At 65.0% G+C, this 18,453-nt stretch carries 28 protein-coding genes and 1 pseudogene; 11 read left to right on the top strand and 18 right to left on the bottom strand.

Features of this window, described 5'->3' with window-relative positions; translation table 11 throughout:
- Positions 1-113 precede the first annotated feature (113 nt).
- The 16 genes from ACFWY5_RS37250 to ACFWY5_RS37175 all read right to left on the bottom strand — a co-directional run bounded on the left by ACFWY5_RS37250 (position 114) and on the right by ACFWY5_RS37175 (position 8,835).
- A complete protein-coding gene (locus ACFWY5_RS37250; RefSeq protein WP_379637571.1) occupies positions 114-1,391 on the bottom strand; it encodes a tyrosine-type recombinase/integrase in 1,278 nt (425 codons plus the stop codon).
- 4 nt (positions 1,392-1,395) lie between these two features.
- Positions 1,396-1,578, bottom strand: a complete 183-nt coding sequence (locus tag ACFWY5_RS37245; protein ID WP_379637570.1) for a helix-turn-helix domain-containing protein — start codon at positions 1,576-1,578, stop codon at positions 1,396-1,398.
- Positions 1,579-1,610: 32 nt separating this feature from the next.
- The gene (locus ACFWY5_RS37240; protein WP_379637569.1) at positions 1,611-3,239 is read right to left on the bottom strand and encodes a replication initiator; all 1,629 of its coding nucleotides are present in this window, start codon (positions 3,237-3,239) and stop codon (positions 1,611-1,613) included.
- 3 nt (positions 3,240-3,242) lie between these two features.
- Positions 3,243-3,794 carry a hypothetical protein gene (locus ACFWY5_RS37235; RefSeq protein WP_379637568.1) on the bottom strand — a complete coding sequence of 184 codons (552 nt, stop codon included), beginning with the start codon at positions 3,792-3,794 and terminating at the stop codon, positions 3,243-3,245.
- Positions 3,791-4,249 (bottom strand): hypothetical protein, encoded by a 459-nt coding sequence (locus ACFWY5_RS37230; protein WP_379637567.1) that lies wholly within the window; start codon positions 4,247-4,249, stop codon positions 3,791-3,793. The genes ACFWY5_RS37235 and ACFWY5_RS37230 overlap by 4 nt, the downstream gene beginning before the upstream one ends.
- A complete protein-coding gene (locus tag ACFWY5_RS37225; RefSeq protein WP_379637565.1) occupies positions 4,246-4,503 on the bottom strand; it encodes a hypothetical protein in 258 nt (85 codons plus the stop codon). Before ACFWY5_RS37225 ends, ACFWY5_RS37230 begins: the two co-directional genes overlap by 4 nt.
- Complete coding sequence (locus ACFWY5_RS37220; RefSeq protein WP_379637564.1) at positions 4,500-4,850, bottom strand: RRQRL motif-containing zinc-binding protein; 351 nt, start codon at positions 4,848-4,850, stop codon at positions 4,500-4,502. The genes ACFWY5_RS37225 and ACFWY5_RS37220 overlap by 4 nt, the downstream gene beginning before the upstream one ends.
- 92 nt (positions 4,851-4,942) lie before the next feature.
- Positions 4,943-5,176 carry a hypothetical protein gene (locus ACFWY5_RS37215; RefSeq protein ID WP_379637563.1) on the bottom strand — a complete coding sequence of 78 codons (234 nt, stop codon included), beginning with the start codon at positions 5,174-5,176 and terminating at the stop codon, positions 4,943-4,945.
- A gap of 1 nt (position 5,177) precedes the next feature.
- Positions 5,178-5,549, bottom strand: coding sequence for a hypothetical protein (locus ACFWY5_RS37210; protein ID WP_379637562.1), 372 nt, complete (start codon positions 5,547-5,549; stop codon positions 5,178-5,180).
- Complete coding sequence (locus ACFWY5_RS37205) at positions 5,546-5,740, bottom strand: hypothetical protein (protein ID WP_379637561.1); 195 nt, start codon at positions 5,738-5,740, stop codon at positions 5,546-5,548. The genes ACFWY5_RS37210 and ACFWY5_RS37205 overlap by 4 nt, the downstream gene beginning before the upstream one ends.
- Positions 5,733-5,939 (bottom strand): hypothetical protein, encoded by a 207-nt coding sequence (locus ACFWY5_RS37200; protein ID WP_379637560.1) that lies wholly within the window; start codon positions 5,937-5,939, stop codon positions 5,733-5,735. The genes ACFWY5_RS37205 and ACFWY5_RS37200 overlap by 8 nt, the downstream gene beginning before the upstream one ends.
- Positions 5,940-5,953: 14 nt before the next feature.
- A complete protein-coding gene (locus ACFWY5_RS37195; RefSeq protein ID WP_379637559.1) occupies positions 5,954-6,757 on the bottom strand; it encodes an FtsK/SpoIIIE domain-containing protein in 804 nt (267 codons plus the stop codon).
- Between the two features lie 150 nt (positions 6,758-6,907).
- Entirely contained in the window at positions 6,908-7,861 is a 954-nt protein-coding gene (locus ACFWY5_RS37190) for a hypothetical protein (RefSeq protein ID WP_379637558.1), read from the bottom strand.
- Between the two features lie 92 nt (positions 7,862-7,953).
- Positions 7,954-8,139: a hypothetical protein gene (locus ACFWY5_RS37185; protein ID WP_379637557.1), complete on the bottom strand. Its 186-nt coding sequence runs from the start codon at positions 8,137-8,139 to the stop codon at positions 7,954-7,956.
- A 94-nt stretch (positions 8,140-8,233) separates the two neighbouring features.
- Positions 8,234-8,407, bottom strand: a complete 174-nt coding sequence (locus ACFWY5_RS37180) for a hypothetical protein (RefSeq protein WP_379637556.1) — start codon at positions 8,405-8,407, stop codon at positions 8,234-8,236.
- A gap of 110 nt (positions 8,408-8,517) precedes the next feature.
- The gene (locus ACFWY5_RS37175; protein ID WP_379637555.1) at positions 8,518-8,835 is read right to left on the bottom strand and encodes a hypothetical protein; all 318 of its coding nucleotides are present in this window, start codon (positions 8,833-8,835) and stop codon (positions 8,518-8,520) included.
- A gap of 136 nt (positions 8,836-8,971) precedes the next feature.
- Between ACFWY5_RS37175 and ACFWY5_RS37170 the strand changes: the two are divergent.
- The 4 genes and pseudogenes from ACFWY5_RS37170 to ACFWY5_RS37155 all read left to right on the top strand — a co-directional run.
- Positions 8,972-9,193 (top strand): annotated as a pseudogene (locus ACFWY5_RS37170) (helix-turn-helix domain-containing protein); the annotation flags it as partial.
- Between the two features lie 345 nt (positions 9,194-9,538).
- Entirely contained in the window at positions 9,539-10,399 is an 861-nt protein-coding gene (locus ACFWY5_RS37165; RefSeq protein WP_379637586.1) for a hypothetical protein, read from the top strand.
- Between the two features lie 29 nt (positions 10,400-10,428).
- Positions 10,429-11,121 (top strand): RibD family protein, encoded by a 693-nt coding sequence (locus ACFWY5_RS37160; protein WP_379637554.1) that lies wholly within the window; start codon positions 10,429-10,431, stop codon positions 11,119-11,121.
- Positions 11,118-11,573, top strand: coding sequence for a dCMP deaminase (locus tag ACFWY5_RS37155; RefSeq protein ID WP_379637553.1), 456 nt, complete (start codon positions 11,118-11,120; stop codon positions 11,571-11,573). The genes ACFWY5_RS37160 and ACFWY5_RS37155 overlap by 4 nt, the downstream gene beginning before the upstream one ends.
- Positions 11,574-12,075: 502 nt before the next feature.
- On the opposite strand, the gene ACFWY5_RS37150 is transcribed toward ACFWY5_RS37155, so the two are convergent.
- Complete coding sequence (locus tag ACFWY5_RS37150) at positions 12,076-12,927, bottom strand: DUF4231 domain-containing protein (protein WP_379637552.1); 852 nt, start codon at positions 12,925-12,927, stop codon at positions 12,076-12,078.
- 122 nt (positions 12,928-13,049) lie between these two features.
- Here ACFWY5_RS37150 and ACFWY5_RS37145 point away from each other — a divergent pair, with 122 nt between their 5' ends.
- The 6 genes from ACFWY5_RS37145 to ACFWY5_RS37120 all read left to right on the top strand — a co-directional run bounded on the left by ACFWY5_RS37145 (position 13,050) and on the right by ACFWY5_RS37120 (position 16,528).
- Positions 13,050-13,427, top strand: a complete 378-nt coding sequence (locus tag ACFWY5_RS37145; protein ID WP_379637551.1) for a hypothetical protein — start codon at positions 13,050-13,052, stop codon at positions 13,425-13,427.
- A gap of 480 nt (positions 13,428-13,907) precedes the next feature.
- Positions 13,908-14,378, top strand: a complete 471-nt coding sequence (locus ACFWY5_RS37140) for a MarR family winged helix-turn-helix transcriptional regulator (protein ID WP_379637550.1) — start codon at positions 13,908-13,910, stop codon at positions 14,376-14,378.
- Between the two features lie 115 nt (positions 14,379-14,493).
- Positions 14,494-14,940, top strand: a complete 447-nt coding sequence (locus tag ACFWY5_RS37135) for a hypothetical protein (RefSeq protein WP_379617996.1) — start codon at positions 14,494-14,496, stop codon at positions 14,938-14,940.
- Positions 14,941-14,945: 5 nt separating this feature from the next.
- Positions 14,946-15,221, top strand: a complete 276-nt coding sequence (locus tag ACFWY5_RS37130) for a hypothetical protein (RefSeq protein WP_379637585.1) — start codon at positions 14,946-14,948, stop codon at positions 15,219-15,221.
- Complete coding sequence (locus tag ACFWY5_RS37125) at positions 15,208-15,855, top strand: HD domain-containing protein (RefSeq protein ID WP_379637549.1); 648 nt, start codon at positions 15,208-15,210, stop codon at positions 15,853-15,855. The genes ACFWY5_RS37130 and ACFWY5_RS37125 overlap by 14 nt, the downstream gene beginning before the upstream one ends.
- A 19-nt stretch (positions 15,856-15,874) precedes the next feature.
- Positions 15,875-16,528: a hypothetical protein gene (locus ACFWY5_RS37120; protein WP_379637548.1), complete on the top strand. Its 654-nt coding sequence runs from the start codon at positions 15,875-15,877 to the stop codon at positions 16,526-16,528.
- Here ACFWY5_RS37120 and ACFWY5_RS37115 read toward each other — a convergent pair.
- Complete coding sequence (locus ACFWY5_RS37115; RefSeq protein ID WP_379637547.1) at positions 16,507-17,196, bottom strand: TioE family transcriptional regulator; 690 nt, start codon at positions 17,194-17,196, stop codon at positions 16,507-16,509. The two genes, ACFWY5_RS37120 and ACFWY5_RS37115, sit on opposite strands and share 22 nt — an antisense overlap.
- 78 nt (positions 17,197-17,274) lie before the next feature.
- On the opposite strand from ACFWY5_RS37115, the gene ACFWY5_RS37110 reads away from it, so the two are divergent.
- Positions 17,275-18,450, top strand: coding sequence for an erythromycin esterase family protein (locus ACFWY5_RS37110; protein ID WP_379637546.1), 1,176 nt, complete (start codon positions 17,275-17,277; stop codon positions 18,448-18,450).
- Positions 18,451-18,453 lie beyond the last annotated feature (3 nt).

Raw genomic sequence — 18,453 nt, 5'->3', positions numbered from 1 at the left:
TGAACAGCACAAACGCGTCCTCTGTTGTTGTACCAGCAGAGGACGCGTTCTTAGCAGACGAGACTATTAGCGCTAGTGATCAAGCTCTGTTCCGTACCTGTTCCGTGATCTTGTTAGGGCTCGGTACGGGCGAAATGATCGTGGATCGCGTCCCGAGCGCGTTGATGTGAGCTGGGAAGCATGTGGGCGTAACGGCGGAGAGTGAAGGCCGGGTCTGTGTGGCCGAGGTACTCGGCGAGTTCTTTGATGGAGACACCGCCTGCGAGAGTGATGCTGGCGTAGTAGTGGCGGAGTTGGTGTGTTCCCTGGCGGCGGGTGGTGGCGTAACGGAGGCGAGTACGTCGTTTGCCGTCGCGGCCGGGTTGCTCGGGTTTGGGTGTTCGTGAGGGGGCGGGGATGATGCCGACCTTGACGAGAGCGGGTTTCCAGATCTGTTCGCTGTAGGTGCGGGCATGGACATGCGCTCCGATGACCGGCCAGCGGAACAGGATCGTGTGGGTGCGGGGTGGCCCGTCGGGTTTCTCCCAGGGGAGGGTGTGTTCGCGTGCTGGGTGGGTGTTGAGGTGTTGCTGAACGGCCTCGATGGTCCAGTCGGCGAGGGGGACGATGCGTTCGCGATCGTTCTTGGGCAGGGCGTAGACATAGACACCGTTGAGGTATTTGATCTGTCGGCGGACGCGCAGGACTTGGTTGTCGAAGTCGAAGTCCTCCACGGCGAGGCCGAAGATCTCGCCTTCACGTAGGCCGCAGGACGCGCCGAGTTGGGGCATGCAGCGCAGTGGTTCGGGGTGGGCGTCGATCATGCCGTTGACCCATCCGTCAGGCCAGGCTTGGATCTCTCCGGCTTGGTGCCGGGGCCGTTGGATGATTGAGGATTTCGCCGGGCTGGTCTTGATCGCTTTATCGGCGGCGGCCAGATTAAAGATGCCTTGAAGGACGAGGAACGCCGCGATCGGGGTGGAGGGTTCGAACCGTTCGGCGAGCTGTCCTAGCCAGGCTTGGATCTCCGAAGGAGTGACGGTGCGGACCTGGCGACGACCGAAGACGGGTTCGACGTGCAACCGGTAGACGCTTTCGTAACGAACCAATGTGGCCGGGTCGCAGACACGTGAAGTGATCCAGCGCTTTCCCAGAGCGCCAAACAAGACCTTGCCTGCGTTGGGATCGTGGTAGTCGCCGCGTTGCTTGTCGGTCTCCATGGCTTGCCAATAGGCGTTGGCGTCGGTCTGGGTGCGGAAGGCTTTGGTCCTTTCCGCGCCATCGGGGTCGAGCCAGCAGGCGAGCCAGCGTTTGCCGTTGCCCCAGCGTGCGGTGCGGACCCGGACGGGTTTGCCGTTCTTAGTCACTCCGGTCGGGTCAGGCCGGGTCCACAGGTCCTTGGTGTAGCCCACGGGTCTACTCCTGATCCTCGAACCAGGCCCGGACGTCGTCGGGCTTGTACCGGATGTGCTTGCCAACACGACGGCTCTTAGGGCCTTTACGCTTGTGCCGCCACTGGTAGAGCGTGGCAACGGGCACACCGAGGTACGTGGAAACGTCCTCGGGTGTCCAGGTGCGATCCATGCTGATGAGGGTCACGTGAGGTGCTCCGTTCGCGGTCTGAGGCTGGGTCAGGCTGCGAGCGGTGTGGTCGCTGAACTGCTGCCGTTCTCGTGGGCGAGTTCTTCGCGTCCTGCTCGACTTCGTTCGCGCGCTTGTGCCGCTGCCGTGTTGGCGAGGAGTTGGTCACCGGTGCTGTGCCAGCCGGTGCCTGCGTAGGTGAGGAATCCTATGACGAGGGTGGTTTCCTCGGTTTTGGCGTCAAGGTTTGCTTGACGGTGAAATGCCGTTGTCTCGGGGGGTTGCCCGGGTATCGGGTCGTTGCTGTTGAGGGCTTGTGCGCGTTTGTGGGCGGCTCGTTCTTCGCGGATCGCGGTGAAGGTGATGGAGTAGCGGCGGGCTTTGGTGAGGAAGTGTCCGCCGAACCCGAGCATGTGGGCCCACCTGCGCAGACTGTCCCAGCCGTCTTCTTGGCCGAGTGTCCATGCGGCGGCGATGAGCCGTTCGGTGTGGGTGCCGCGAGGGTTGGCGTACAGCCCGACGGAGTCGGCGTCCAGGCGACGGGAGACATGGCCGGTGGCTTCGGTGCCTTTGGTGGAGTACTTGGCGAGGTAGGCGGCGACGGCTTGGTCGTCGAGGGCGTCACCGGATGCTGAGAGAGTGATGAGGCGGGCGTCGAGTTGGCAGCCCCAGGCGATGGGCCAGCCGTCCGGCCGGGCCGGGTGTGGTCTGGTGCGGTAGGTGACATGTGCGGCGGCGTGTTCGACAGCGGCCACGATGTCGTCTGCGGTGAAGGCGTCTGGTGGCCGGAGGATCAGGGCGGGGTCGTCAGGGTCGATGCCGTCCAGGCGCAGCAGCACGTGGAAGTGCACGGCTCCGCGTGCTTGGTATTCGGCGGCTTTGCCGTGGGAGAGCCGGACGCGGGGCAGGCCGCGAGAGCGGGCTTGCTTGTTGAGGTGACGTTCGGCCTCTTGTTTGGTGCGGCGCCAGAGTTCTCCGGCTTGGTTGTTCCACACCGTGTGGTGGGCGTGGTCGTAGCAGTCCGGGCACAGGGGCCGGCCAAGGTGCTCATCCCCAACACCATGGCGTCGCCAGCAGGCGAGCTGCGTACCGTGTGGGCACGTTTCGGGGGTGCGGCGGGCGTGGCAGGGTTCGGCGCGGCAGGTGCAGCGCATTTTGTCACGGCAGGTGCAATTGCGCACGACGCGGGTGTGCACCTCGCCGAAGGTGGGCGCGGTGAAGGTGGCGAACACGGCTGGATGGTGCCGGACCGAGGTGGGGACGGTTTTCCCGCCGACCAGGCCCGCGCGGACGAGATGGAAGGCATCGGCCTGGTAAAGAGTGGCGCAGGAGGGACAGACGGTGTGACGGCGGTTGCCGCAGGCTTTGTAGATCACGCCATCGGGCAGGGTGGTGGTGTGCCGGTGGGTAAGGATCTCGCCGGTGCGGGTGTCGACGGTGGCCAGGGTGCCTTGCAGCCGGACAGGGTGAGTGCAGGCTGCAGCTGATTCGACGTGCCGCAGCCAGACAGGATAATCGGGTCGTACGGCGCGTTGCAGGGCACTGCGGATCTGCTGACTTGGTTGGTGCGCGAACGGACCGAACGAGGGGGTTTCGGTGTTCGCCCCCACGCCCGGAGCCAGGGAAGTGGTTCCGGGGGTGAGAGCCAGCGCCGAAGCGATGTCGAGCTGGGTGGGCATGGGTTAGCGGTGTCCTTCCAGGGCGGGGGTGGGCAGGTTCAAGACCGGCAGGGCCGGGGGCCGCTGGAGGGTGCGGTCGGTGGTGTCCGCGTGTTCCTGGTCCTCGTGGGCAGGAGGCGTGACCGCAGTTTGGAGCGCGTTTGCGGATTCGGGTACGGCTGTCGCCGGTGGGGTGGTGGTGCGTGAGAGCACGAGTTTGGTGAGGGCGAGGAAGGCCAGGGCGGGGATGGCGGCGATCAGCCAGCCGGTGGGGTGGGGTTTGGCGACGGCGATTTGGGCCGCGATGGACAGGGCGGCGGAGGCGATGAGTACGGCCATGGGGTAGGCGATGGGTTGGCCGTTGCGCTTGCGGCGTCGGACTTCCAGGCCGGAGGCGGTGGGGGTGAGTTCGGAGATGACGGCGTTGGCCCAGCCGAACCATTCGCCGGTTCCTGCGGGGCTGTTGGCCATGGTCCATTCGTGGACGTGGGTGAAGGAGGCTGCTCCGGCCATGAGGCCGACGAGGAGCAGGATGATGAGCTGGATGGCGTCTTCGAGCCGGTTGCTCTTGCTCATGGTGTGCTCCTGGGGAGCGAGGTGAATGCCTGGAAGCAGTCGCCGCAGGTGATGGGTGCGCTGGCGAGTAAGGATGCGGCGATGGTTCTGGTGCGTGGGCAGCCGCAGTTGGCGGCTACCAGGCTGACCGTGCAGGGCATGAAGCAGGCGGTCTCGGCCGGGCTGTCGGGCTGGTTCCAGCCGGTAACGCGGGGGGTTATGCCGCATAGGGGGCAGCAGCGTGAGGCTCCGCCGCGTCGTTTGAGGGAGCGTTCGAGGTTGCGTCCGCCGTCCCACAGGCGGGCGACGACGAAGCCGATGCCGTTGGCGGTGATGACCTGGATGAGGCGTGCGCCGCTGCCGTTGCGGTGCTGGCGAAGTCGGTGGTTCAGGTCGCCGGCGGTCCAGCCGATGTAGTGGCGGGCGTGCTTGTAGGGCCGTTCGAAGTGCAGCAGGTAGACGGTTCCGGCGCTCATGGGCGCTCACCGCCCCAGCGTTGTTGGGCGGCTTGGCGGGTGATGCCGAGGGGGCGGGCGATGTCTGCCCAGGAGTAGCCGTAGCTGGCGCGCAGCTGGATGATGGCTTGGGTGATGGCGTGGTCGAGTTCGGTGACGACGCCGGCGAGGTCGGCGAGGGCTTCGATGTCGCCTTCGGCGATGCGCTTGCTGTAGGCGCGGATGATCCTTTTGAGGAACGCGGCGTAGTCGGGTGTTTCGACGGTGCGGCTCATGAGGCGCTCCGCTTGGTGCGACGCGCGCGTGTGGCTTTGTCGAGGGCGTCGAGTTGCTTGCCGGTGGGCGTGCGCTTGGGCAGGGCGCGGGTGATGTCGTAGAGGTAGGCGAATCGGCCGCCTTTGCGCCACAGGATTTGGGCGACGGGGGCTTGTCCGCCGGGGCGCAGGCCGAGGGCGGTGAGTTGACGTCGGGTCTTGAGGTGCTTGGGTGCCCATTTCCAGGGGTAGGTGGGCAGGCCGTACTGGCTGCCGGTGGGGTCGTAGAAGACGACGCGGGTACCGGGGACGGCGTTGAGCTGTTCGAGCTGCGGTATCCGCGCAGCCGGAACTGGAATAGAGTGCATGACGGTTCTGCTCCTTTGCTTGGTCGCTGGGAGTGGGCTTGTTTGGGCGGGGGCCGGGGTTCTTTGGCGAGATGTCCGGCCCCACGCCGGATCTAGAAGGTGTCGGCCTCGAAGGCGGCGACCGTGGGGTATCCGGAGTCGCCGATGCAGTGGGCGCAGCGCCAGTAGCCGGTCTTCGACGGGTAGGCGTTGTAGCTGGCGATCGTGGCGTCACAGCTCTCGCAGCCACCGATGATGTTGACACCGTGGGTCACGTGGTCATTGCTGGTGTAGCTGTCTTTGATGCCGACTTTGGCGGCGACGTAGTCGAGGATCGTGATGGACATGTCAGTCTCCGTTCACGTCGGGAAGGCTGATGAGGTTGCCGCAGCAGGTGCAGTGCCATCCGTCGGCGGCGAGGTAGGTTGAGTGGCATTCGCCGTCACAGAGGATGACCTCGGCGATGCCGTTGCTGTCGGTGCCGAGGGTGAGCTTTGGGGAGTCGCAGGCCGGGCAGGCCAGCGCCCAGGAGATGAGGCACATGGCGAGCATTTCGGCGCAGGTGGGGCAGTAGCAGCGCCAGTTGCGATACCTGCCGAGAATCCACCTGGACGTCAGGATGTCCAGGACGGAGATGGTGTTGAGGCAGTGGTTGTCGCACTGGATGATCCAGTTGCGGATGTCCGGGGAACCATCAGCGCGGTAGACCTCGAAAATCACAGGGGCCTCCATTCGGAGTCCTCGTAGGCGTAGGTGGAGACGGTCATCGGCGTTGCGCCGCTGGTGTCGTTCTTGAGCCAGAACATGGGCAGTTGCCAGGTGTAGGGACGACTGAGTTCGTCGTACCAGCGGGTGTGTTCGATGATCTGTGGGCTTTCCAGCCATTGCACGGCCGGGCTGATGTCAGTCATCGATGTACACCTCGTGGCAGTGGGTGCACTCCAGCGCGTCCTGGGTGCCTCGGTCAGTGGTGATGACGGTCTTGATGAATTCGTTGTTGCTGCATTCGACGCAGCACAGCGGGAGTGCTTCTCGGTAGGGGTCGGTGGGCGCCTGGTCAGGCCAGGGCACGTCGGCCATGGCCTGGGCCGTGTCGTCGTTGGGGGGCATGATGGGTTCTCCGTTCAGGCGGCGAGTGGCATGGGGTGGGGATCGTCGTTGCGGCGGATCCAGGTGACGTAGTCGACGAGCTGGTGGATCTGCGCGTCGGACAGGTAGGCGGCTTTGACCAGGTGAGGGATGCCGCCTTCGGCGATGAGGTAGAAGACGCCGGGGGTGGTGGGGCTGATGGTCTGGGCGTTGAATCCTGCTGAGGCCCAGCCGTGGCCGAGGATGATGTCGCTGCTGTTGGGGGTGGTGCAGCGGAAGGCTGCCCGGTAGCCGAACAGGTCGCGAAGGCTGGTGGGGATGATGTCCACGCTGGGGCGTTGGGTGGCGGCGATGACCGGCATGGCGCAGGCACGGCCGCGTGCGACCAGGTCGCGGACCAGGGCGATGAACTCTTTCTGCTGTTCTGGGGTGCCGATGGTGGCGGTGTAGTAGGCGAGTTCATCGATGAAGATGCCGATGACTTTGATCAAGTCGCCGGACAGGAATTTGCGACGGCCGTGGGCCACGAGCCAGGCGTAGCGCCGGTCCAGTACCTTTTGCAGGCGTCGCAGGACGCGTAGTCCTTTGTCGATGTCGGGGCCGACGAAGACACCTCCTGCTGCTTCGGCGGCGTCCATCCACATTCCGAGTTCGACCCATTTGGGGTCGAGCAGGACGGGGGTGAAGTCGTGGCACAGGAAGGCGTGCCCGACGAGGTTCTGGATCAGTGCGGACTTGCCGCCGCCGGGCTCACCGGCGTCCAGCAGGTTGTGATAGACGAGGTCGAGGTAGACCAGATGGCCCAGTTCGTTGATGCCGATGAAGACGGGATCGAACATGGACATCGATGGCGCTACCGGGATGGTGTGCGGAGGTTCGGAAAAAGCCGCGTGCATGGCAGCGTCACCTCATTGCGTGATCACGACGGTGTGGAAGTGGCGCCACCGAGAGAACAGTTGCCGGGTGTCCTCCCGGTAGCGGACGACGCGTCAGATCCAGTCGAGGTCAGAGTCAGCAGCCGTCTGGGCGGGAGTGCTGTTGACGGATGCTGGTCGGCCGTTCTTCTTAGCCGGACGCTCGGCGGAGTCGGTGTCATCGGTTTCCGGTACGTCAGCTAGATCGAGCTGAGCCGGAACAGGGGCAATCGGCCGGGGCGCGGCCGGGATGTCGGTCGGCAGGTCCTCGGTGAGGGGGGAGCCGACCAGGCCGCGCAGGACATCACGGCGTTTGATGTCCAGGTAGATGGCGGCGGCGTTGGAGGTGCTGGCCTTGGTCACCGTGACCGAGGCGGCCCAGCAGGCGACAGCGATTTGGCCGAGCTGGGTTTCGACATGCTCCAGGGACAGGCCGGGACGCAGCCACAGCCAGACGCGTTCACCGACGGGGATGGGCTTGGCCATGCCGATGAACGGCAAGTGGCCGTGCCGGTCAGTGGACAGGAAGGAGGTGAAGCAGGTGCGGAGCCGGTGCCGGACGATCAGGCACCAGAGCAGAGCCACCATGAAGCGGCGTGCGATCGGGGGCAGGCCGATGGCGGCGATGATGCTCGCGTAGGCGAGGCCGGTGATGATGGGGTTGGTCCGGTCCTGGAGATACACCCATCCGCCGATCAGCAGGACGACGAGGGTGATTTCCGGAAGCCACCACCAGATGGCGCGAAGGATGGGCCAGATGGCGATGACGCCAGCGATCAGGCCGCCTGCCAGAGTGCCGGCTACGAGGCCGATGGGGATGGCGGCCAGGGGCGGCAGGTAGTAGGTGGAGATCACGGCCACGAACAGGCCGACGACGGGCAGCACGACGTAGAAGGTGATTTTCGCGGTGCGCAGGTAGCTGTGCTGCACGTTGTTCTGAATCAGCGTGACAGAGCTGCCACGACGGCCGAAGCCGCCTTTGCGGTGGGACATGCCGAAGGTAGGCTTAGGCATGACTCTTCTCCTCATGGCGAGGTGGGGAGTTTCGAAGTAAGGACTGCGTCCTGGTGCCTGGCCTGCAGGCGGCTACCTTCAGGCCAGGCGTTTTCGATCAGTGGAATCTAGCGAGTGCGACGAGCCTTTTGCAGGCTGTCGCTGATGACCTTGCGTCCGAGCGCTTCACCAAGCTCGGGGTCCTCCTGCATCACCGTTTCGATGATGCTGACGACGGTGCCCTTGTCGTTGGCGTTAGCAGCGGCTTGGAGCTGGTCCTGTACGCCGGTGCTGTACGAGTCCCTCTTGCTCATCTGATCCCCTACAGGGCGTTGGGTTCGAGGCTGAAGTGGATGACGACGAAGTCCGTCACCTCGGGCGAAAGCTTTTCTACGGGTGATCTTGAGATCACTCGGCAGTGAGCCACTTGACGACGCTCTGCCGACAGTCGCGGCAGACGACGGTGACCTTGGCGGTTCCGGACTGGTCTTTGGGCTCGAAGAGCTCCCAGCTCACTACCAGGTGCTCACAATCGGGATTGAACTGAAGCATGTCCTTGAACTTGGTGATGTTCTCGTCCATCGGCCTTTCCTTCCCGAGACGTGTCGCTGCTCTGGACAGCCGTGTGATCGCTTCGCGATCGGATGTACTGCTCGATCCTTCGCACGGAACCTGAAATTCCGATGTGCGGTCTACTTGCTGACCGAAGCACCAGCGAGCTTGATGTCAGCCGCGCGGAAGGCCACGCCATTGCGACCGTTGGTCGCCCAAGGCAGTGCCTCCAGCTTGAACAGGGCGATCTGGTTGCCAACGGTCACGGTGGGCCGTTCTCCGGCCGTGGTGACGTTGATCATCTCGCCGCCCGTCTCGTCCAGCGCCATGACCTGCGTGACCCACATCGGTCGGCCGGTCTCCCGCTCGGACTTCTGACGCCCGTTCTGGTCGGACTTCTCAACCGCTTCCTTCGTCACCATGAACGTCTTGCCGGTGACGTCGATGAAGAGCTTCACAGAGCTCACCTCCGAATCGAGGGCCGCACCCCTGCGGTGCGAATTCCCATAATTGGAGATTGGCGCTTCTCAAAGAATTCGGCGATACTTTCGAAGTGGCCAAGGCCGATGGCCACATTGACCTCGTGGAGGCAGCATGGGTCAACCACGGAGAGAGCTGACACCTGATCGTTCTCCTCTACATCTGTGGGGCTCTGAGTTGCGAGCATGGCGCGACAGGCGCGATCTCTCGCTAGCCAAAATGGGAGAACTAACTCGGTATAACGCCAGCTACTTGGCTCGAATTGAACGCGGAGAGCGTAAGCCGCCGCGCGAACTCGCCGAAGCAGTTGACAGAGAACTCAACGCCAGCGGTGCCCTTCTGCGCTTGTGGAGTCTCATCGATTCCAACCCGAACGGAATTCGTCACGCAAACCATGTGGCCAGTCCACGTGACCATGTGGCCAACACGCGCCAAGCTCTGGCTCCATCGCCAGACTTCCCCGCAGAGTCAGAGGAGGCAGGGGTTGCTATTCCCTGCCGAACACAAGACGGAGGGATCATCTTCGTGACTCTGCCTCGCCGTACATTCCTCAGCGGCCTGGGCCTGGGCGTAGTGGCGGCAGCATCCGCCAGTCCATCGACGTCAGCGCAATCGCGGGCTCATGGTTCGCTTCAACCGCTCATGGCCCCTGGCCTCAAGCCTGCGGAACACTTCCGCCAGATGCGACGTGTTCTCATCGACAACGACAACCTACTAGGCCCGCTCCGAGCCATCCCCGCCGTCGAGAGCCAAATCGACGCCATCCGACAGCTCCGTCTTAGCTACCGGGGCGCGGACGCTAGCGAACTCCAGTACATCCAGACGCAGTACGCCGAGCTATGCGGTTGGCTCTACCAGGACGCAGGCAACTTCCGCTCTGCGCAGTTCTGGACAGACCGAGCGCTGGAATGGTCGTATGCCGCAGGAGTCCCCGACCTGACGACGTTCATCCTCGCGCGCAAGAGCCAGCTGGCCGGCGACATGCGGGATGGGCTCACCGCAATCGACCTTGCAGAAGCAGCGTCGAGACAGGCCCGCCCTGATACTCGCCTTGGTGCAATCGCCGCGACCAACGGCGCGTACGGCTACGCCCTCACCGGCGACAGCCGCAACGCCAACCAGATGCTCGATCTCGCCCACACTCTCATCACTGATCAAGACATGGACCCGTCCTTCTCCTGGGGTTCATGGATGGACGACGCGTACATCGAGATCCACCGTGCGCGGAGCCTCTACACCGTGGGCAACCATGCCGACGCGGCCGAAGGATTTCGAACTGCCATCGAGAACCTTCCGCCCATGCGTCACCGTGACAAGGGCGTCTACCTTGCTAGGGAATCACTCGCGTACGTCGGTGCACGCGAACCAGAGCAGGCAGCTTCGATCGGTCTGCAGGCTCTCGGCATCGCCGAGGCAACCGGGTCAGCTCGGATCATCACAGAGTTGGCCGAGCTCGATGGACAATTGGAGCGATGGCAGTCCGTACCCGCCGTCACTGAGTTCCGAGAGAGCTTCGACGGACTCATTGCCCATCAAGCCTGAGCTGGCCCTACACCCGGAGGATCACCGGCATGCAACGCCCTCATGTGCTCCTGAGCTGTGCCATGTCGGTCGATGGCTACATCGACGACACGGCACCTGATCGACTCCTCTTGTCCAACGCCGCAGACTTCGACCGTGTCGACCAGGTTCGAGCCGAGAGCGATGCCATCCTCATAGGCGCGACCACCATGCGAAGAGACAACCCACGTCTCCTAGTCAACTCCGAGGAGCGGCGGGCGCACCGCGTGGCCCAAGGACTTCCGGCCTACCCTCTCAAGGTCACCATCACTGGAAGCGGGGATCTGGACGCCAACCTTAAGTTCTGGCACTTCGGCGGAGGCAAGGTCGTCTACTGCCCAGACTCAACCATGGCGAAGGTTCAAAAGAACTTGGGCAATCTGGCCGACGTCGTAGGAACCGGCCCAACTCTCGATCTGCCCGCCATGCTTGACGATCTGGGATCACGTGGTGTGCATCGCCTGATGGTCGAGGGCGGTAGCACCATCCATACTCAGTTCCTCACGGAAGGGCTAGCCGACGAAATTCACCTGGCAATTGCACCCATCTTCGTTGGGAACTCGAAAGCACCAAGATTCGTCAACGACGGCATGTTTCCCGGAGGATCTGCCCATCGGATGAAAGTCGCTGACGTCCGAAACGTTGGCGACGTGGTATTGATCCGCTATCTACCCAAGAGTTCCTCTGGAGACCTCACCTCATGAACCATGGTGAAGCAACTGACGTCGATCGACGGTGGCTCATGGAGGCGGTCGAGCTCGCCAAGGAATGTCCCCCGTCATCCACGGCCTACTCTGTTGGCGCAATCATCGTCGACGTGGACGGACATGAGGTTTCTCGCGGCTACTCTCGGGATGTCGACATCCATGTGCATGCGGAAGAGTCCGCCCTATCGAGAGTTGATGGCTCTCTGTCCGGCACAACTCTCTACAGCACCTTGGAACCTTGCTCGTTCCGAAAGTCCCGTCCGACAACCTGTACGGAGCTCATCCTTAGAGCCGGTATTCCTCGCGTCGTGATCGCATGGCGAGAGCCCGACCTGTTCGTGGCCGACTGTCAGGGAGTCGAACTTCTCCAAGAACATGGCGTCGAAGTCATCGAGCTATCCGACCTTGCGAGCTTGGCCAAGTCCGTGGGTATGCCTAAAGGCCGGTAGTGGCTAATGACCTGTGAGAACTTTCTTCTCATACTTAAAGCGGCCCTGACCGGGCCGCACGCGCCGCCGACAGGGGAAGCATGAGGACGCCGGACTTTAGGTCCGGCGCCTCAGCCGCGATCACTCGCGCCCCGTCGGCAGGCGCGGACAAGATTCAGGGCCGTAAGTCTGAGAAGGCGCACTACTCCGCTCACGAAGCCGAGCTCGCAAAGCGCACGTGGACCCAGGCGCCGGCAGGCCTTACTGCATGCCTCCGGCGGGGGCGCTCCGGCTCCGGGCAGGCCAAGATCGCGACGTGCGGTGGTGGAGTGGTTGGGGTGGAAGCCTGTCCGTCTGCCGCCGTCCCAAGGCAAGCCCTAGCAGACAAGCCGCGGGGCCGCCCCCGCTCCATTACGGCCCTGGCACCGAGCGCGCGGCCGGGCAGCCCCGCGGCTGGCCCGCTACCCGTGCGGGTGGGACGACGGCAGACGGGCAGGCCAAGAGTGTCAACATGCACTTGACGTTAGCTACTGGATATCGCCTGACCATTTCCACCTCCTCCACCTGCGGATTGGTGAGGACTGGAGCTCTTTTCCGGAGAAAGTTCCAACTGCAGCTCTCTATCACGCTGCTCTTGTTTGAATTTTTCGACTCGCTCAGCAAACAAAGGAAAAGCGGTTGCTCGATCCTTGTAATCAAGGATCGAGAGTTCCAGGTGACTGTACTCTCGCTCAATGGAATTGGCCGTTTGTTGCAGGTTGAAGCTTTGCTCGCGCCACTTGAAAAGAGCTGAAACTGCAGTAGTGAACGACACTATCAAGCTCACTATCGCAGCCCCTAAGCTAGTCAAATTTGACGGATCAATTGCACTATTAAGTCCCGTCAAGAAGGTGACCGAAATGGAGCCTAGGGAAATCACAAGTTGCGATGTTCGGAACGCCTTCCGGCTTCTAGCTGCTTTTCTCTTTGCTAGTTCAACGTAATCCAGCGTCTCGACAGGGTATCCAAACCTTGCTGTCTCGAACTGCGTGAGGGGGTCACCTACCGTAGCTGCCCTAGACGGCGTTGCTTGATATCGCTTACGTGCATGGGCTGCCCGTAATTCTCCTTCGAGAGTATACCTTTGGGTTCGTAGTGCGATAGAAAATAAGATTATGAGTAGATAGGCCCCAGCAGTACCGAGTAGCACCCACGCACGACTTTGAGCAGAGAAGATGTCTGAATCGGCGAACCAGAGCCACAGCAGTATTAGCAATGGTGCCGCAAGTATGATTAGAGTGACAATAAATATATTGAAGAAGAATCGATTTCGTGCAATCTGACTTTCAATTCTAGCGATCTGCTCTAATTCGTCTGTGTCCCTTATTATCGCCATAGTTAGCCTTCCTGGATCCGCCCCTAAGGATCTATCGAATCATAGATTGGACTGATCGTCACGGTGCAGTTCCATGCAGAAGCTGGCTAGGCACTTGTTGCTTGCAGGTCTACCCTCGCCATATGAGCATGTGGAGAGACGCCGCAGCACAGTGGATGCGAATGCTCACGATCATGGGCGACAAGTCCCTATCGATCGATGAGCAAGCGCAACTGATCCATGAAGTCAACGGGTCCGTTCAGCTCAACGTAAAGCTCCGCCCCTACCGATGGCCGTGGCAACGCTCCATAGCTAGTGAGGTGATGGATGCATGCGGCACAGCCACACTCACGGCTATGAACAAGCATTTCATCACCGCAAGACTCGCTACCGAACATCTCATCCACCGACTCAGCGCAGTAACAGGTGAGTCACGTGCGGAGATCTTGCAGGAACTTTCTCTCGGCATCGACGCCACGATTGCTGCCGTCGAAAACGCTACCCATGGAACTGAGTCGTAAGCAGGGCGTATCTAGGGAGACACAGAACCCAGCCCCACAGGCCATCCATCAGCACAAGAAGGTAGCCCCGGCACCCAGGCGTGATTGGCTGAGCGCCCCAAAGGGGCCAAGATGCGAGCCACACCAGGCAAACGAGCATGAACATACCTGGACTCAGGTGACTCGACCTACAGCACATCTGAACCAGCATGAACTGATCAACATTGCGAGAAGCTGGTTCGAGTCCTTTCGCGGGTCGCAGGACTGATCTTGTTCCGTCTCTGTTCCGTCAGACTCAGAAAACCGCTGTAAGAGGACGGCAAGCGTTCCGAGGTGTCAGCCCTGGTCGGCGTCGTGATTCGACAGCCTTGCCCAGGTCGCGATCACGCGCAGTCAAGAACTACACCATCTTCGAGGGCACGTCGGAGATCCAGCGCCTGATCATCGGCCGGGCCGTCACGGGGTTGCCGGTGCGGTGAGAGTCGGTGGGAAACTGGCGGGGTGAGTGACGACGACCGCCTCGGCCCGCCCGTGACCAGCGCCTCCATCATCGTGCTGACTCTGGCGCGGCGGGTTGAGAATGAGCTGACGGCCGCGCTGGCGCCGCTTGATCTGACGGTCAGGAGGCTCGGGCTGCTGGGGCATATCTCGGGGGTGCCCGGGGCGTCGTTCAGTGATCTGGCGCGTATGCAGGGGGTCACCGTGCAGAGTGTGCACGCGGCGGTGAAGTCGCTGGAGGCGGCGGGGCTGGTGCGGGACCACACGGCGCGCGCGGGCTCGGCCTCCGCGATCGAGGTGACGCCGGACGGTCTGGACCTGCTGCGGGCGGCCAGGAAGGCGGTGGCCGAGGCGGACGAGCGCCTGTTCGGGCCGGACGCCGACCCGGTCCAGCGCCGCGTCGGCCAGGCCGTCCTCGCCGCCTTCCTGGCCGCGGCGCCCGGCTTCCCGGCTCAGGCGCCCGACCCGCGCTGAGGTTCCCGGCCTCTCACGCTGAGGCGGCCGATCCGCGGTGAAGTACCCCAACCTTCAGGGCGGCTGAAGTATGCCCTAAGCTTCAGCCACCCTGAAGGTTGGAGGAGGAGACATGCTGGAACATGTCCTGCTGTCGGTCCACGTGCTGGCCGCCATCGTGTTCGTCGGCGGCTCGGCCGTGGCGACGAGCCTGTTCCCCCGTTACGCGCCCGCCCCGGCCGGGGAGGGCCGCAGCCGGTCGGTGGCCGTCGCGCTGCACCGCGTCACCCGCGGGTACGCCGCCTTCGGTCTCGTGGTCCCGCTCGCCGGGATGATCCTGGCCGGAGTCCAGGGCCGGATGGGCGAGATCTGGATCATCGTGTCGATGGTCCTGACCGCCGCCGCGGCCCTGCTTCTCATCACCCAGATCTACCCACGCCAGCGCGATGCCCTGGCCGACCAGGGCGAAGGCGACCCGGCGCGGCTGCGGCAGCTGTCGATGTTCGCCGGCGTCTACAACCTGGCGTGGGCGATCGTCGTGGTCCTGATGATCGTACGGCCCGGCTCCGGGCAGGCGGCGTGAGCCGGATGCGCCTGCTGCGGATCGCCTCGGCCGCCGAACTGCTCTCGCTGGCGGTCCTGCTCACGAACCTGTTCACGGTGCACGCCAAGGTCATCACGACGTTCGGCGGCCCGCTGCACGGCATCTCCTACGTGACCGTCATCGCCGCCGCCTCCCTCGCCCCGTCCACGGGCCTGCGGGGGACCATGTGGCGCGCCTTCGTCCCCGGCGTCGGCGGCCTGCTCGCCCTGCGCCACCTGCGTGCGCAAAGGGCGGAAAGGACCGGGCATGGAAGCGTATGACGGCCTGCCGTTCCCCAGGACCGCCCTCGCGATCGAGGCCGTGCGCCACGCCCGCGCCATCGAGAGCCCGGCGATCTTCAACCACAGCATGCGCACCTACCTGTACGGCCGCTTCACCGGCGAGACGCAGGGCGTGCTGCCGGGCCGCGACTACGACGACGAGCTGTTCTTCCTGGCCTGCGTGCTGCACGACGTGGGGCTCAGCGAGCCGGGCAACGGGCAGAGCAGCTTCGAGATCGACGGCGCGGACCTGGCCGCGAACTGGCTCGTCGAGCACGGCCTGCCGCGAGACAGAGCCGAGGTGGTCTGGGACGCCGTCGCCCTGCACCTCAGCCCCGCGATCGCCCTGCGCAAGCGCCCGGAGATCGCGCTGGTGACCGCCGGCGCCGGGTACGACATCGGCGGGGACGGACCCCCGCTGCCCGCCGGCTACGCCGAGCGCGTCCACGCGGTGCTGCCGCGGCTGCGCGCCGCCGCCGTCCTGCACGACGAGATCCTCGCCCAGGCGCTCGCCGACCCGCGCAAGGCGCCGCCGTTCAGTGTTCCCGGTGAGCTGGTACGGCAGGCCACCGGCCAGACCTGGCCCACGTGGCGTGAGATGGCCGGGTGGGGCGACTACGACGAGGTTTCCTAGGAAAGCGGAGAAACCCGCGATGTGGTGGATCATGGCCTTCGTGGACTTCGCGGGGGTATTCGACATTCATCTGACCGTTGCGCCAGGTGGCGACGTGGAACGGCTGGACGCCTGGGCGGCGGGTAACCAGGCCACGCTGACCCACGTCGTGCTGGAGCGCGGCGCCGTCACCTGCCAGCCGACGCTGACGCTCGCCGGCCGCGGCACCCTGCCCGAGCAGCGGGCCGCCGCCGCGACGTGCGCGGCGGGACTGCGGGAGGCGGGGTTCCGCGTGGTCAGGGTGAAGATCGAGGCGGCGCCGTGGAACCGGGACGTGCCCTGGACCGCCGCCGCGGCCGCGAAGCTCGACGGATGCTACTTCGAGCACCACGTCACGGTGACCGACCTCGCGCGCACGGAGAAGCTGGCCGAGATCGCGCAGCGGCACTCCGCGCACCTGTCGCGCAACGCCCGGCGGGTATGCCCGGACGGCTCAGCCGAGCGATATGTGACCCAGCGGTGCCGGGGCGTCGGCCTGTCCGTGGCGGGGCACCGGCTCGACGCGCTGGTACGTGCGCTGGGTGCGGGCGGCTTCGCCGTACTGGAGGCAGAACGTGAGTTCGTCGTGCACGACGACAACCCCGGCATCGACCGCGGCTGGATCGAGGAGGCTCAGCCGCGGGCGGACAGGTAGGCGTCCAGGGCGGCGGCGCCGCCGAGCATGGCCAGGCCGCGGGCCGACAGCCGCTCGCGCCAGCCCGACAGCGCGGCCTCCAGCGGCGCGATGCCGCCGGCCGCGCGGACCTGGGCGAGCAGGGGGGCGATCTGCTCCAGCAGGTAGCCGCCGCGTCTGAGCTGGTGGGCGAACTGGGCGTCGCGCACGTCGGCGGAGGCGTAGACGCGGTAGCCGGTGCGCGGGTCGCGGCCGGGGCGCAGGATGCCGGCCTGTTCCCATTTGCGGAGCGTGGCGGGGCGCACGCCCAGCCTGCGGGCCAGCGGGCCGATGTGGGTGACGCCGTGCTCGGCCGGGGTGGGTGCCAGGTCGCGCAGCGCGTTCTCGACGGCGGTCAGCGTGCGGCGGTCCTCCATGAGCTGGGCGTGGCTCTCGTCGATGAGCCGCAGGGCCTCCTCCAGCGCGTCCTCGTTGATCGCGCGAAGGACCGCGGTGGCCGTGTGGTGCCCGTGCGCGGGGGTCAGGGCGACGAAGGCGCGCAGTGCCTGCGCGTGCAGCGGGGTATAGGCCCGGTACCCGCTCGGCGTGCGCGCGGCCCGCGGGAGGATTCCCGCCTCTTCATAATTGCGTACGGCCTGCGAGGAAATGCCGTGCTCGCGGGCCAGGTCGATCGGGCGGAGCTGCCTCATGAGTTGAAGGTTACGGCCTCGCCGTACCGGATGAAATCTCCAGAGCTTCAACAGAATGTTCAACGATACCGTTGAAGCATGGATGACGTCACATGGGCGGACGCGCGGGACCTGGGCGCGGCCGTGCTGAAGCTGGCCGGGGCGCGCACGCGGCTGCTGGGCCTGGGGGAGCCCACGCACGGCGTCGAGGTCTTCCCCCGGCTGCGCAACGAGCTCTTCCGGTATCTGGTCGGGCACGCCGGGTACCGCTCGGTCACCGTCGAGAGCGACTGCCTGAAGGGGCTGGTCGTGGACGACTACGTGGCGGGCGGCGACGGCGACCTCGACGTGGTCATGCGCGAGGGGTTCAGCCACGGGCTCGGCGGGTCGGCCGCGGAGCGGGAACTCGTGGTCTGGATGCGGGAGTACAACCGCGGCCGGGGCGAGGAGGACCGGCTGCGCTTCCACGGGTTCGACGCGCCGATGGAGCTGAGCGGCGCGGCCAGTCCCCGCGACGCGCTCCTGCGGCTGCACGCGGCGCTCGCCGCCCACCTGCCGCTGCCGTGGAACGTCGCGGACTTCGCGGGGCTGTTCGGGGCCGACGAGCGCTGGGACAACCTGGACGCGATGATGAACCCCGCGCGCTCGATCGGGCGCTCCGACGACGCGGTACGGCTGCGCCTGCTCGCCGGCGACCTCACCGGCTACCTCGACGCCGAGGCTCCCCGGCTGGCCCGGGCGTCCGGGCGGGACTGGTGGCGGGCCCGCCTGTACGGCAGGACGGCGACCGGCCTGCTGCGCTACCACGCGGCGGTGGCCGACGACACGCCCGACCGGCTGCCGCGGCTGACGGGGCTGCGCGACGCCATGATGGCCGACAACCTGCTGGCGATCGCCGAGCACGAGGCCCGCCGCGGCCCGACGCTCGTCTACGCCCACAACCGGCACCTGCAGCGCGAGCGGAGCACCATGCGGCTGGGTGAGACGCCGGTGGCGTGGTGGAGCGCGGGGGCGATGACGCAGGCGCGGCTGGGCGACGGCTACGCCTTCCTCGCCACCGGAGTCGGTCACTGGCCGGGTATGGAGCCGCCGGGGCCGGACACGATCGAAGGCATCCTGTCCGCCGTGCCGGGGGACCGCCTGGTCGTGGACGCCAGGGCGCTGGCGGCGACGGGCGTGAAGCCGGTGCCCCGGATCAGCACCGACTACCGCTACATTCCGCTGGAGCCGGACCACGATGCCGAGGGGATCGTCTTCATCAAGAATGCGGGCTAGCTG

Source organism: Nonomuraea sp. NPDC059007 (assembly GCF_042740555.1).
Lineage (GTDB): Bacteria > Actinomycetota > Actinomycetes > Streptosporangiales > Streptosporangiaceae > Nonomuraea.
Note: the sequence above shows the minus strand (reverse complement) of the source record. Positions and strands in the feature narration are given on the sequence as shown.